Annotated in this window: 12 protein-coding genes; 1 reads left to right on the top strand and 11 read right to left on the bottom strand. The window is 42.9% G+C overall.

The window, feature by feature from the left end; genetic code table 11:
* Positions 1-89 precede the first annotated feature (89 nt).
* From JSY36_RS01920 to ytvA, 8 genes are all read right to left on the bottom strand, one after another.
* Positions 90-1,781 carry a M3 family oligoendopeptidase gene (locus JSY36_RS01920; protein WP_205165023.1) on the bottom strand — a complete coding sequence of 564 codons (1,692 nt, stop codon included), beginning with the start codon at positions 1,779-1,781 and terminating at the stop codon, positions 90-92.
* 53 nt (positions 1,782-1,834) lie between these two features.
* Positions 1,835-2,188, bottom strand: coding sequence for a DnaJ family domain-containing protein (locus tag JSY36_RS01925; protein ID WP_205165024.1), 354 nt, complete (start codon positions 2,186-2,188; stop codon positions 1,835-1,837).
* A 208-nt stretch (positions 2,189-2,396) separates the two neighbouring features.
* Positions 2,397-2,819 (bottom strand): pyridoxamine 5'-phosphate oxidase family protein, encoded by a 423-nt coding sequence (locus tag JSY36_RS01930; protein ID WP_122896800.1) that lies wholly within the window; start codon positions 2,817-2,819, stop codon positions 2,397-2,399.
* Positions 2,820-2,869: 50 nt separating this feature from the next.
* Positions 2,870-3,412 (bottom strand): peptide-methionine (S)-S-oxide reductase MsrA, encoded by a 543-nt coding sequence (msrA, locus tag JSY36_RS01935; protein WP_205165025.1) that lies wholly within the window; start codon positions 3,410-3,412, stop codon positions 2,870-2,872.
* 976 nt (positions 3,413-4,388) lie between these two features.
* Positions 4,389-5,384 (bottom strand): aliphatic sulfonate ABC transporter substrate-binding protein, encoded by a 996-nt coding sequence (locus JSY36_RS01940; protein WP_205165026.1) that lies wholly within the window; start codon positions 5,382-5,384, stop codon positions 4,389-4,391.
* 18 nt (positions 5,385-5,402) lie between these two features.
* Positions 5,403-6,179, bottom strand: coding sequence for an ABC transporter permease (locus JSY36_RS01945; RefSeq protein ID WP_122896797.1), 777 nt, complete (start codon positions 6,177-6,179; stop codon positions 5,403-5,405).
* Positions 6,112-6,960, bottom strand: a complete 849-nt coding sequence (locus tag JSY36_RS01950; RefSeq protein WP_122896796.1) for an ABC transporter ATP-binding protein — start codon at positions 6,958-6,960, stop codon at positions 6,112-6,114. Before JSY36_RS01950 ends, JSY36_RS01945 begins: the two co-directional genes overlap by 68 nt.
* 181 nt (positions 6,961-7,141) lie before the next feature.
* Positions 7,142-7,918, bottom strand: a complete 777-nt coding sequence (ytvA, locus tag JSY36_RS01955; protein WP_236784380.1) for a YtvA family blue-light photoreceptor — start codon at positions 7,916-7,918, stop codon at positions 7,142-7,144.
* A gap of 176 nt (positions 7,919-8,094) precedes the next feature.
* Here ytvA and pepF point away from each other — a divergent pair, with 176 nt between their 5' ends.
* Positions 8,095-9,909, top strand: a complete 1,815-nt coding sequence (gene pepF, locus JSY36_RS01960) for an oligoendopeptidase F (RefSeq protein WP_205165028.1) — start codon at positions 8,095-8,097, stop codon at positions 9,907-9,909.
* A gap of 156 nt (positions 9,910-10,065) precedes the next feature.
* Here pepF and JSY36_RS01965 read toward each other — a convergent pair whose 3' ends face one another.
* The 3 genes from JSY36_RS01965 to coaA all read right to left on the bottom strand — a co-directional run bounded on the left by JSY36_RS01965 (position 10,066) and on the right by coaA (position 13,507).
* Complete coding sequence (locus tag JSY36_RS01965) at positions 10,066-11,190, bottom strand: M20 family metallopeptidase (protein ID WP_236784388.1); 1,125 nt, start codon at positions 11,188-11,190, stop codon at positions 10,066-10,068.
* Between the two features lie 850 nt (positions 11,191-12,040).
* The gene (locus tag JSY36_RS01970) at positions 12,041-12,373 is read right to left on the bottom strand and encodes a winged helix-turn-helix transcriptional regulator (protein ID WP_236784390.1); all 333 of its coding nucleotides are present in this window, start codon (positions 12,371-12,373) and stop codon (positions 12,041-12,043) included.
* 177 nt (positions 12,374-12,550) lie between these two features.
* Positions 12,551-13,507, bottom strand: coding sequence for a type I pantothenate kinase (gene coaA / locus JSY36_RS01975; RefSeq protein WP_122896792.1), 957 nt, complete (start codon positions 13,505-13,507; stop codon positions 12,551-12,553).
* Positions 13,508-13,681: the final 174 nt, after the last annotated feature.

Genomic DNA, 13,681 nt, shown 5'->3' on the forward strand with positions numbered 1-13,681 from the left:
CGGCCCCTAAGGTGTATAATCCCGCCTTAAGAGCCGCCCTCGTTTTAATTCTGCTTTATTCTGTCTCTCAAGATAGGGGAAACTCCTTCTTACTTAAGTTCCTCCAGCTCTTTTTTTATAAATGAAACCGCATTTCTCACTGTATTATCGGAAAACTCAAATGAAATACCTGCGGCTTTATATACCTCAGGCAGAGGCTTTGATCTGCCCAGTTTAAGAGCCCGTTCGTAATTGGCAAGTGCCGTTTCCGGATCTTCTTTGTACTGCATATACATTTGAACAGCACCCAGTTGGGCTATTACGTATTCGATGTAATAAAACGGAACCTCAAAAATATGAAGGACAAACAGCCATTTGTTCCGGTGCCAGTCTCTCACCCCTGTCCAGTCAACTGCTCCAAGGGACAGTTCGTTTGAAAGGTTCTCAAAATAACTGTTCCGCTCATCTTTCGTGTGCTCAGGGTTTTCATAAAGCCAGTGCTGGAACTGATCTACAACCATTCCCTGTGTCAACAGATCAATGATGTTGCTGAACTGCTCTTTTTTGGCCCGCTTGAGATCCTCTTCGTTTTTATAAAAACGATCCCACTGATCCATCGTGAACAGCTCCATGGTCATACTCGCAAGTTCAGCGGACTCACTCGGTGTATCGCGGTACAACCCGACAGGGAGATCTTTTTTATAATCATTATGAATACAGTGTCCCATCTCGTGAATAAGTGTTACCAGGTCGTCCTGTTGTCTGGCTTCGTTCATAAAAATAAACGACAGATCAGAAACAGGAAGTGTAGTGCAGAAGCCACCCGGTGCCTTCCCTTTTCTAGCAGACAAATCAAGCATTCCCCGCTCATCCATCCTGCTCAGGAGCTCCCCAAACCGCGGGTTCAGCGTATTGAGCATTTCCTTTGTCCCCTCTACAAGCTCATTTCTTGTTTCATAAGGTTTGAGTGGTGTCTGCCCATTCGGAACTCCTTGAAGATCCCAGAAACGCAGAGAATCTACACCCAGCTCACTTTTTTTCTCATTTAACAGGTAATCCTGAATAGGACGTGCGTGCTTCCTGACACTCTCCATTAATGTTTTACAATCTTTTGGCGTGTAATCGAATCTTTCATATTTTTTGAACATGTAGTCACGATAATTTGAAAGGCCAGCATTTTCAGCTTTTTTCTGACGCAGTTTGATCAGGTCATCCATGATCAATTGAAGCTCGGCCTCTTCTGATAAAACAGCTTCCATGATCAACGTCGCTGCTTTTTTACGTGTCTCGCGGTCAGAACTTTTCAGATGAACCTTTGCCTCGCTCAGTGTCAGTTCATCCCCATCCCAGTCAACGGTCAGACTGCCGGTAATTTCAAAATAACGTGTCGCAAGACGGTCTTCCTCAATTTCCAGATCTACGTTTTCATCCCGGAAGATGGCTTTTGCATTTTCTTTACTTTTAATAAATTCCCCGTATATATCAGTGTCCAGCAATGACTTGTACTCATTTTTAAGGAATTTATTATCAAGAAGAGCTTCATATCTCTTGACCATTGGTTCTATGTATTTCTGATCATATTCAAATGCCTCTTTGGCCTTTTCAGAATGACTGTAACACTGAAAATCAATGTAATGACCGGACAGGGCTTCTTCAATAGCGTCATAAACTTCAGTTTGATCCACCAGCCATTTCTCAAGGTCCTCAACTGACGTTACAGGACGTTCAAGAAGCTTCCTGAGCTCTTCTTCAACCTTATCTGCCTGCTTAAAATCATACTTTTCAACGTAATATTTCATCATATTATCTTCCTCCCACCTTCCTGATTATACCAGAATGTCTGCCAATTCTGAAATTAAAGCCAGCTTTCGTACCGCTCTTCCAGATTGCCGGTACTGACAAGACCTCTTTGCATAACAGGCGGGCATTTCCGGTTGTATTTTCTAATAAGACCATTAATGGTCTCAACCCTCTCCTCGAATACTTCTTCATCCATATGTTCTTTCAGGCGAATCACCTTTTCCATCTCAGTGACCACTTCTTTTCTTTTCTGCACCCATTCAGGCACAAAGTTTGCTGCCTTAATCGTGCGGTCAAGCACATCCCCCTCAAGCAGCTCCCGTTTCAGCGGTTTTCCTTTACCTTCGAGATGGTCGAAGTCGCCGGCTTTTTCATGTTTCTTACAAATGTCACCAAACCAGTCTTTCATCTTCATTCCTCCTGCTCACTTCAGATGATTCCATCTTCCATAACAGGGAGGCTTCTTCCTGTGTAAAAACAATATGTTCACAATTTTTAAATATTTTTAACTGATTAGATTAGATGCTGATTTCCATAACAAATCTGTGCCGGCGTCCCAGTCACACTAGAAAAGCCGCCCGAAAGGGGTTTACCTTACGGGCGGCTTCCAAATTAAATTATAGTTCAAGTGTATCTGGTGTTTCTTCTCCGTCATTCATCAGACGGATTGCGGAAGGCGTAACCTGCAACAATACAAATTCCGGATCACGGGGGCCGTCAAACCATTTTGACATACGGTCACTCCAGACTTTTTCTTTCATCTCATTATCATCTTTAATTTCCACTTTTCCCTCGATTTCAAGATAAGGGTCTTCATAACCTTCTCCTTCATAGCCTAAGAGAATATGAACGTAAGGGTTTTCCCGGATATCCTCTGCCTTGTGTGTTTCTTTATTCGTTGGTGTATAAAGCATTAAACCGTCATTAAAAAAGGTCATATACCTGGAATTCGGCCGGTTATTTCTCACTGTAGCCAGTGTGCCTACTTTATGGGAGTCAAGCAGAGAAATAATTCTGTCCTTAAGCGCATGTTCATTCATAACTGTCACCACTCCTTGAGAAAGATATCCTTACTATTCCTCAATTGGTGTTAAATAAAACCGGGTGACTTCCAATGCTTATTAATAAAAGCATCCCTGCCTGAATTAACACGTTCCTGTTTATATCTATCAGGGTTTTTTTTATAAAACTTCTGATGCATTTCTTCTGCAGGATAAAAAACCTCGGCCGGTAATATCTCTGTTACAACAGGTTTATTAAACGGTCCGTTTTCTTCGACTCGCTGCTTTGATTTTTCTGCAGCTGTTTTTTGTTCATAGGAATGATAAAAAATAGCCGTTCTATACTGAGGTCCCCGGTCAATAAACTGCCCTTCTGCATCAGTGGGATCTATTTGAGGCCAGTATAATTCCAGAAGGCTCTCATAGGAAAACAGAGATGGATCATACGTTATTTTTACAGCTTCGAAATGACCTGTATCCCCTTGTTTTACTTCTTTGTATGAAGGGTTTTTAACGTGTCCTCCGGTATATCCTGATTGAACCTCAATAATTCCCGGCAGCTCATCAAATGGTTTCACCATGCACCAGAAACAGCCTCCGGCAAAGGTTGCCACTTCAACTCGTCTAGTCATAAACATCACCTGATATCTTCATTTAATTATCACTGTATCAGTTTAACATAGGAAAGATAAAGAGTCGCCCACGCAACACTATTTAAACAGTCGTTTAATGTCAGAATAAACTGTCAATTTTTATAGGGGTTTCTTTGGTTATTTTTTAATATTTTATTGAACGCTTTTAAATTTCCGGTATTGACTTCTGCTTTATTTCCTCGCGCGGTTCGGGAGCCACCCCGGCACAAGTCCGGTCTCCCTGGCCTGCAATTCTCCCGAAGCAGTGCCGAGAAATCGCGACACTTCACAAATTTTATCACTTAACCTCGATCTTTGACACAGTCACCCATGCTAGCTTATTCCTGCCACGGAACATAAAAATAGACATGCGCTCTGTTTTCGGCATGGTATTTTATATCCTCCGGTTCGCAACGCTTTGGAGTTGAATGGAACAAGCTAGACTCCCGCCGAAGTGCGAGACAGGCGAGATCTTACATCTTGAGGGCACTGAAAAAGTCAAAGTCCGATAATAATGCCTCCCCATCTTCTTTTAAATAGGCTCGAAAAAGTTAGGTGTTGATCTACGCTCATTGCACTTTCCGCGGGCGGCTCGATCTTCAGCATGCTGCTCCTTCCTCTCTGCCAGCCAGGCTCTGAAGAAATATGCGTCGAAGCAACTCGAGGCTTATTCATGAAGCAAGTCTTGTGCTTGACCGGGTCTCCACGGAATTCGCTCCAATCAACATTCTTTTATAACCACAATGACCTTTAGCACATGAAAAAATCAAAACCCACTTCAAGTTGCAATCAGAGCCCTAAAGTGTTTGAGTAGCTTCCCTCTCAATGAGGAGGCTCGGCGCAAGTCGCGGAAAGGTAGCGTATTCCGTTTAACGAAGCTGAGAACATCGGTAAGATGCTGAGAATGAAAGCCCCCAAATTGTATTTTCAGGGCAGCCCATTCAACAAAAGCCGCCCTTTTGGACGGCTTTTGTTTCTATTCTTCTGTAATACGGTCAAGAATGGATGTGTCGACAAACCCGTCAAGATCAGGCTCATCCTCAATGAAATTGAGTTCATAGGAAGCTGTAGCCCAGTACTGGAGTGCATCCGCATGGGTTTCTGTTGTTACCACCATACGCTCCCATGCATTTTCAAGTACTGTTTCAGGAAGTCTTGTCTGAGTAAGGTTATATAGAGAATCGTTGATTGTTTTCAACGTATCTTCAGTATTTTCCTCAGTATAGTCCACAGCGCGTTTATGTGCGCGCAATGCCTGCTCTACTGCTTCAGGATTATTTTCCAGAAAGTCATTCGTGGTTACAATGACTACACTCGCCAGTTCCTGACCTAAGAATACTTCATCCCACTCTACAACAACATTCGCGTTGTGTTCTTCAACGAGAAGCGTACCCCAAGGTTCGGGAGCTGCTGCTGCATCAATGTCACCTTGCTCAAACATGGCAACCATATTGGCAGGTGCCACCCGTGACTGATGTTCAACGGTTCCGCCCAGCCGATTTGATTTCAGTCCGATGCCTTCAAGCATAATTTCGAGCTGGACATTATGTGTACATCCGTTCCCCGGTGTGCAAAAGGAATGACCATCAAGGTCTTCCAGAGTGTGAATACCGGAGTCTTCCCTTGACACAATCAGTGTAGCTCCGTTCGCTGCAGCTCCAATAACCACAACGTCTCCACCTTGAAGGAAATAGTTAATAGCCGGCCCCGGACCGACATACCCCATATCAATGTTTCCTGTACTCAAAGCATCGATAAAGTCATTTCCGTTTGGAAAATTCACAAAATCTACGTCACTTTCTGTCATTTCTTCTTCAAAATACCCTTTTTCCATACCCACAATTGCCGCAGCATGATCGAGGTTCGGGAAATACCCGATATTGACCTCATCTGAAGATGAACTTCCGCCTGTGCCACACGCTGCAAGGAGCATCAATGCTCCCACACTTGCCAAACCCAGAATTTTATTCATTTGAATCCCCCTTCTTTTTTACGAATTACTTGTATTCAGACCCCAGCGTGATAATACTCGTTTTTCTACCTTACTAAAGATAAAGTACTCTACCGTCAAGCCGATCGCAGAAATAATAAACATAATGGCTACCACCAAATCCATATTGTAAAAATCACGGGCATCCATCAGTGTTCTGCCGAGACCTCCCCGACCAATCAGTTCTGCCGCCATCAATGCCCGCCATCCGAATGCCCAGGCGAGACGTGCACCGGTCAATGCTGATGGAATGGATGCAGGCAACATGACTTTCCAGACGAGTTCTGTCTTTTTGTACCCCATTGTTCTGGCTGCTCTTATCAATATGGGCTGGACATTTTTAATACCCATTCTCATATTGAGAGTCATCGCCCAAGTACCACCAAGAACGACAACGAACAGAATCGCTCCTCCGCCACCCTGGAACATCATAAGGGCAATCGGAAGCCATACAATACTTGGAACTGGCTGTAGTGCAATAACAAGGGAACCCAGTGTTTCGTCTGCCAGTTTAGATGTAGCAAGAAGGACACCGAGAACTCCGCCGATAATAACGGCCAAAACAAACCCTAATGAAATTCGCTGCATACTCTCAAGAAGGGCTACACGTAAAATTCCTGTTTCAAAAAAACCACGGTATAATTGCTCGACAGCTCCAATAGGAGACGGAAATAATGTTGTGGCCCAAAAATTCGTCTGTAAATTAACTCTAAATATGATCTCCCATATTACGATTAGTGCCGTAAAGAAGAGAAGCCTTCTGGCTGTTGAAGTCATCTCCCATTTCCTCCCTCATCACTTTCTCTATTTCACCGCCCAAAATGGACATGATATCTTGTTCAAGCTTAATAAATTCTTCTGAAGCAGGTGTCCTTGGTCTGGGCAGATCCACAGGATAAACTTTCCTGATCCCCCCCGGACGTGTACCCATTAAGACAATACGATCTGATAAGAGGATCGCTTCTCTGATATTATGAGTGACAAAAAGAATCGTTTTTTTCGTTTCTTCCCAGATGAACTGGACTTCTTTATGAAGCATGGATCGTGTCTGTTCATCAAGAGCTCCGAATGGTTCATCCATCAGCAGAATTTTCGGATTCATTGCCAAAGCTCTGGCTATTGCAACACGTTGTTTCATTCCGCCTGATAATTCATGGGGAAAAGCGTCCATGAATTTACTCAGGTGAACAAGTTTTAAATATTTCTCCGCTTCTTTATGAGCATCTTCTTTATTCATTTTTTTCCTAAGTGCAAACTTTACGTTGTCAATAACATTCAGCCAGGGCATTAACGCTGCTTCCTGAAACACAACCCCTCTGTCCGATCCAGGCCCTGTGACATTCGTGTCACCCACTTTCACTTCGCCGTTTGTCGCCCGGTCCAGCCCGGCAACAATATTTAACAGCGTGGACTTACCGCATCCCGACGGGCCGAGAAGAGATACAAACTCACCCGGACTCACATCAAGCGATATATCATCGAAAACGGTAAATGACTTTTTTTCCTTATCATCAGAGACGAATGTTTTCTCTACATTCTTAATCATTACTCGCTCCATTACTAAACCTCCTGGACAAAACAATTAATCCTTATCATCTTACTCGGGATTACTTTCATTAGTATATGACAGTTCACAAATGGGTGTCAATACAATTTCTCCTTTCCGTACCGTTGGAAATCAAATAAAAAAGGGACATTTGCCGCAAAACAAGGCAGATGTCCCTTTTGAGTTAGAATTTTCATTTTGACGTAATGGCTTCTTTTACGGTGGAAAAGGTTGAGATCTCAGATAAATCTATCTGTAGGTGTGTTGCTTTAATAGCAAGTCTGGTTGAAATACCGGTAATAATTAAACGGGTACCTAAAAGTCTCAGAAGCTCGTTCAAGTTGAATATGCCTCTGATCACATGCTCGTTAATATCGCTCAGTCCCGACAGGTCCAGGATAAGCGTATGGTCTTTCGTTGCCGACACAGCCGCAGTAATATTTTGAAGGATAATTTCGAGTCTTTCTTCATCTACATTTCCGATTAACGGCAGTACCGAGACCCCGTCCTCAATTGGAACGATAGGTGTGGAGAGCCTCGACACCTCTTCAAGATACCCTTTTATTTTAGCCTGCGAATCTTTTAACTCGGAAATATCTTTTTGAACACCTATAAAATAATACTTCTCTTCTTCTTTTACATAGACCGGATCAATGTGGAGTTCATTCCAGAAGGCTTCCCCGCTTTTACGGTAGTTCTTAAGTGTTACGGAAACCGGTCTTTTATTCATAAGCCCCTTCTTTATATCCTTTATGGCTTCTGATGAGGTCCCTCCCCCCTGCAAAAATCTGCAGTTTTTACCGAGATATTCTTCCGGATCATATCCTGTAATGGCGCCGAAAGATTTGTTCGCATATACAATCGGATTATCATCCAAATCCGGGTCTGTAATAATAACACCTGCTCTGGTGTAATCCATCGCCTGAATAATAACATCGAGCGACAAACATTCTCTGAGTTTATGTCCCAAGTACTTATCCTCCAATATCCATCTTTTCATATGATAACTTTTTCTATCATAAAATGAATCCGGCTGTATTTCAACTTTTCCATTATAATAGAATCATTATTCTGAATAATCGCACAAACCCCCGGTGACTTGTGTATAATTAAATCAATCACCGCAATCGACAGGAGGAACAAAAAATGGAAGCAGTAAAAGGACAAAAAAGGACCAGAAAGAGTGTTCCGGAAAGCCAGACATGGGACTTATCAGACCTTTTTTCCAGTGAAAAAACGTGGAAAGAAGAACTGAACAGATTGAATAGTGACATTTCCGAAGTCACCCGATTTTCAGGACGCCTGAACCACAGCGCAAAAACACTTTTAATGTGTCTTCAAGCGAGAGATGCGTTTATCGAGAGAGCGTACAAAGCAGCAACATACGCAAGCCTGAAGCTGGCAGAAGACGGGTCAGACCCGGTTAATCAGGGAAATTACGCAAAAGTGTATGATATATTAGCTGGATTTGACGCCTCTCTCAGCTTTATCGATTCAGAGGTCCTTCAATTTCCCGACGGAAAAATCGGAGAATACCTTAATGAAGAACCGGATCTCCTTGTTTACAAAAAGAACCTCATGGATCTTGAAGACCGCAAAGAGCACACCCTCTCACCTGAAACAGAAAAAGTATTAGCATCTTTGTCTGCCCTGCATGCAGCTCCATATGCCATCTATTCTCAGAGCAAGTCGAGCGATATGTCATTTGACACATTCCTGGATGGAAACAACGAGGAACAATCCTTGACTTTCGCATCATACGAAGACCGGTTTGAGCTGAGTGCTGATCCTGTAACCCGCAGAAACGCTTACGAATCTTTTACAAATGGGTTGCAAAAATACAAAAATACATACGCCGCAGGTTACGCAAAAGAAGTGACCAAGCAGGTCACGCTTTCAAAGATCCGCGGTTACAATTCCGTCACTGAGATGCTTTTGCATCCCCAGGATGTTTCTGTTGAGATGTACGAAAATCAGCTGAACATCATTTATAAAGAACTTGCCCCGCACATGCAGCGGCTAATGAAATTGAAAAAGCAGCAGTCAGGTCTTGACGAAATCAGGTTCTGTGATTTAAAAGCGCCTCTCGAGCCCTCCTTCAACCCGGAGGTGACGTATGATGAAGCCTGTAAAATGATCCTGGAATCATTGGAAGTTATGGGTCCGGAGTATATGGACATTATGAAACAAGGGCTGAATGACCGGTGGGTGGACAAAGCTGAAAATGACGGCAAAATGACAGGAGCATTCTGCTCCAGTCCTTATGCCTCCCATCCCTACATCCTTCTGACTTGGACTGACATGATGAGGGGAACGTTTATCCTGACACACGAGCTCGGTCATGCAGGCCACTTCTACCTGGCCAACAAATATCAGCAAATCTCAAATGTGCGGCCTTCGACATATTTCGTTGAAGCTCCATCCACCCTTAATGAACTCCTTCTAGCCGATCACCTGATTAAAAAGTCTTCTGAGGCTCAAATGAAGCGCTGGGTTATCCTCCAGCTTCTCGGTACGTATTACCACAATTTTGTCACCCACCTTCTGGAAGGTGAATTTCAGAGACGGGTTTATACGATGGCCGAAAACAACGAGGCACTGACTGCAGATTCACTATCAGCAGTTAAACTGGACGTATTAAAAGGGTTCTGGGGTGATACAGTGAGTTTTGATGATAGGGACGCACTTACTTGGATGAGGCAGCCGCACTACTATATGGGCTTGTACCCTTACACGTATTCAGCCGGTCTTACCGCTTCCACCCTTGTCGCAAAAATGATTAAAGATGAGGGACAGCCGGCAGTTGACAGGTGGCTTCACGTGTTAAAGTCAGGAGGTACGATGAAACCTCTCGAACTTCTTTCCCACGCCGGAGCAGACCTGTCAAACCCGGCCGCGATCCGTGAAGCTGTATCTTATGTAGGAAGCCTCGTGGATGAAGTAGAAAAAAGTTACACGTGATTAAAGGCTGCTTTTCAAAGCCTCCTTTAAACACAGGTGTTGAATTCCGCCTAATGCGCTCCCATCAACACTTTCTATAAAAACATTCTTAACGTTTTCATAAAACAGTAAATAAAAGGCTGTTTCAGAGGGATAATATGCCTTTTGAAACAGCCTTTATAAGTCTTCTATAAAATGAGCGAGCATTGCAGTTCTTACAGGAAGCTCCTTTAATAGAAGATGTTCGTGTTCAGCATGGGCACCATCCCCCACACTCCCCAGCCCGTCAACGGTCGGAATCCCGAGAGCAGCCGTGAAATTTCCATCACTGCCTCCACCTGCATGTGCCTCCTCTATTTCCAGACCGACTTTCTTTCCTGCAGCTTTCACTTTTTCAAATAATAATACCCCTTTTTCATTACGTTCCATAGGCGGCCGGTTTAAGCCTCCGGTAACAAAAATCGATGTCCCGTCCAATACCGGAGTCGGGAACCCTGCAATTGACATAATCCTGCCTGCCTCTTCACTGGTTTTCACCCTGAAATCAATATGCGCCCTGGAAAATTCAGGCACAACATTTAACCTGGTGCCGCCATTAACAACCCCGACATTCACTGTAGTTCCTTTCATATAGTCCGTTAGAGACTCCAGATAGAGAACCTGGTGTGCCAGCTCTTTTATTGCACTTCTGCCCTCATGATGATTACTGCCCGCATGGGAACTCTTTCCGAGAATACTGTATTCGTAAAACCCCACTCCACTCCGGGACGTTTTAATAGCACCCGACCCAGATACCGGAGGTTCCATTACAAGAACAGCATCACTCAGTCTGGCTTCTCGTTCAATAATATTTCTTGAAGTCTGACTTCCAACTTCTTCGTCAGACGTACACAAAAATACGATTTCCTTATCATCCATACCACCGAGTTCAAAAAGAGCTTTTACAGCCCACATTGCCTGGATAATACCACCTTTCATATCAATTGCTCCAGGTCCGTAAAGTCTGCCATCTTTCTTGTACGTAGTAAGACGCCCTTCATCCCAAACTGTATCAAAATGCACAAGGATCAAAATGCGTTTCCAGCCTGTTCCGATATTTACACGGAAGTGATCTCCGCGATGTTTTTGCGGGTACAATCTGCCCTTTGTCATAAAATGATTCTCGAAGAGCTTCATTAATAAACTTCCACATTTGTCTACAAGATTTTTTTTATAGGTAGGAGATTCCGCCTTAATGAGTTGTATAACTTCCCCTTCCTGCTGCTGAGCATTCCTATTCATATAGTCAAGATACCTGCTCAAATGTACATCCCTCCAGCCGCCTGCACTCTTTACCTACATCTTATTCAGGAACACGGCCAGTTGTCTCTATCAATTTAGTTATGCAAAGACCCTGGAATTGGTTTACCGGAATAATTTCGTTCTTTATAAAGAATAAAACATGTTTTTCTGATATAATTTCAGTCCGGAATGGACTCTGAGTCATTGAGTGGACCATCCATTCATGCGGGTTTTATTATTTGTATTGTAATTGTCTTAATTCATCAAAGTTTAAATTTGTATTTAATTTGTGCTAAATTCAACCCCGTTTTATTTGTTTTTCTTTTGTGTCAGACTTTAGGCTCAGACCTCCTGCGCGGTAACTTGTATAGGGAACCAGGTTTTCGCTGCCTTTAATGCTTCGCAGTTTTCTTCGTCAAAGCGACTCGAAACTCATCCGTCATGTAAACGTGCAGCACTCCCGGAGGAGTGCTGCAAATCAACACATTTTACATTAATTACGATCATATACAGAATGTATATTACTTTTTCAGAAAATAAAGACACAGCGTGCGTGCCCTTTGCTTTTTGTGGCGGGCCGGCATGCCTTCTCAGACTGCGTCCTGTGGGGTCTTTCCTGGCCCTCACCGCCACAGGAATCTCAGGCACTCAGACTCCATTATCTTTATTAAGTTAAAGCAGCAATTTTTACGAAAAAACACCATGATAATTAAATTTGCACCATAGGGCACATCTGGTCTTTTTTTTGATTGGTTATACTGTTCCTGGGAATTTTACAGCACAGCTCATCGCAGTTGAATTCAATTCTATTTCAAAGTGGCCTTCAAATTAAAAAAGAGGTGTGATTCAACAGTTGAATCACACCTCTTTTTTACGAATATTCTTTTTGTTTTTCCCCGGAACGGTGCCGCATTCCCCATTCCACCATATCTTCAAGCATCGATTCCAGCTCTCTTCCGTATGGAGTAAGGGAATATTCCACCTTAGGCGGTACGACCGGATAGGCTTTGCGCTCAATGAGACCATCTGCTTCGAGTTCTTTTAGCTGTTTAATAAGTGTTTGATGAGATGCTTCGTGAAGTTCTGTTTTCAGCTCATTGAACCTGAGTGTGCGGCCGACAAGTTCAAGCAGAATGATTCCTTTCCATTTCCCGCACACCACTTCCAGTGTCGTTTTAAGGTTTTCCACTTTTTCTTTATCCAAGCCAATCCCTCCTATAATCTATTAAGCGCTAATCATTGATAATGAAGGTAATGAAGTATGACTGTTTGATTAGTTAATAAATACCCTGTTTTTCACAATTAAACCCAAAGAGGCTGATCCACAGTGCATTTAGTCACCGGAATCAGCCTCACATATGAAAATGGTAAATAATCACACTTAAATCTTTCTTAAATGAATGTGTTCCACAGAATGATGTTTGCCTTTTCTTAAAATAAGATCGGCTCTGTGTTTCGTAGGGAGAATGTTGTTGTATAAATTGACCTCGTTAATATCTTTCCAGATTTTCGTCGCGATTGCGGTGGCTTCCTCATCACTAAGACCGGCGTATCTTTTGAAATAGGATTGAGGGTTCTGAAAAGCGGTGTTTCTAAGGGTTTTAAACCGTTCGATATACCAGTTAAAAATATCTTCTTCAAGAGCATCAACATAAATGGAGAAATCGAAGAAATCCGATACGAATACTTCAGGGATTTCCCTTCCGTCATTGGCTACCTGTAACACATTAATCCCTTCCACAATGACGATATCCGGCTGGGTGACAGTCTGTTTCTCACCTTCTACGATATCGTAGACAAGATGGGAATAAACAGGTGCACTCACTTCTTCTTTCCCAGATTTTAAATCTGCAAGGAAGTTTATCAGTTTTGCGGTGTCGTAACTTTCAGGGAACCCTTTTCGGTTCATTATTCCCCGTTCTTCCAGGACACGGTTTGGGTGAAGAAAACCATCAGTTGTAATCAGTTCCACTTTCGGGTGGTTTGGCCACCGGGACAAAAGGGCCTGTATGAGTCTTGCCGTTGTGCTTTTTCCAACAGCCACACTGCCCGCCATACCTATGACGTACGGGACTTTATTTGTCTTTTTATGGAGAAACAGATTGGTAACGGAATGCAGATCCTGCGAAGCCGTTGTATAAAGGTTGATTAACCTCGACAGAGGAAGATAGACACTCGATACTTCATCGAGTGAGATGTTTTCATTTATTCCCTGAAGCGCTTCTATTTCTTTTGCAGAAAGAGGCTGTACAGAGCCTGGACTCAAAGATGCCCATTCTTCCTTCTGCAATGTTATATAAGGAGAGTACTGCTTATGTATAGGATGATTTGAAATCATGCTGAATGACCCCTTGTCGTATGTTTATGTAGAATGAAAACGCTTAACCTTGCTGTACTTTGTCAATTTTAACACATTCTTTGCATTATTGCTGTTTCTTTGTCATCCATCTTACTTCAAATTGCGTGCATTGAAAATAAGAATGAATGTTTTTTTATACCTTAATCGCTTTTC

This window comes from Alteribacter salitolerans, assembly GCF_016901055.1.
Classification (GTDB): Bacteria; Bacillota; Bacilli; order Bacillales; family Salisediminibacteriaceae; genus Alteribacter; species Alteribacter keqinensis.

What these genes read in the sequence shown, in the direction of transcription:
- JSY36_RS01920 (WP_205165023.1), bottom strand. Translation starts at nt 1,781, where the DNA reads ATGATGAAATATTACGTTGAAAAGTATGATTTTAAGCAGGCAGATAAG.
- JSY36_RS01925 (WP_205165024.1), bottom strand. Translation starts at nt 2,188, where the DNA reads ATGAAAGACTGGTTTGGTGACATTTGTAAGAAACATGAAAAAGCCGGC.
- JSY36_RS01930 (WP_122896800.1), bottom strand. Translation starts at nt 2,819, where the DNA reads ATGAATGAACATGCGCTTAAGGACAGAATTATTTCTCTGCTTGACTCC.
- msrA (WP_205165025.1), bottom strand. Translation starts at nt 3,412, where the DNA reads ATGACTAGACGAGTTGAAGTGGCAACCTTTGCCGGAGGCTGTTTCTGG.
- JSY36_RS01940 (WP_205165026.1), bottom strand. Translation starts at nt 5,384, where the DNA reads ATGAATAAAATTCTGGGTTTGGCAAGTGTGGGAGCATTGATGCTCCTT.
- JSY36_RS01945 (WP_122896797.1), bottom strand. Translation starts at nt 6,179, where the DNA reads ATGACTTCAACAGCCAGAAGGCTTCTCTTCTTTACGGCACTAATCGTA.
- JSY36_RS01950 (WP_122896796.1), bottom strand. Translation starts at nt 6,960, where the DNA reads ATGGAGCGAGTAATGATTAAGAATGTAGAGAAAACATTCGTCTCTGAT.
- pepF (WP_205165028.1), top strand. Translation starts at nt 8,095, where the DNA reads ATGGAAGCAGTAAAAGGACAAAAAAGGACCAGAAAGAGTGTTCCGGAA.
- coaA (WP_122896792.1), bottom strand. Translation starts at nt 13,507, where the DNA reads ATGATTTCAAATCATCCTATACATAAGCAGTACTCTCCTTATATAACA.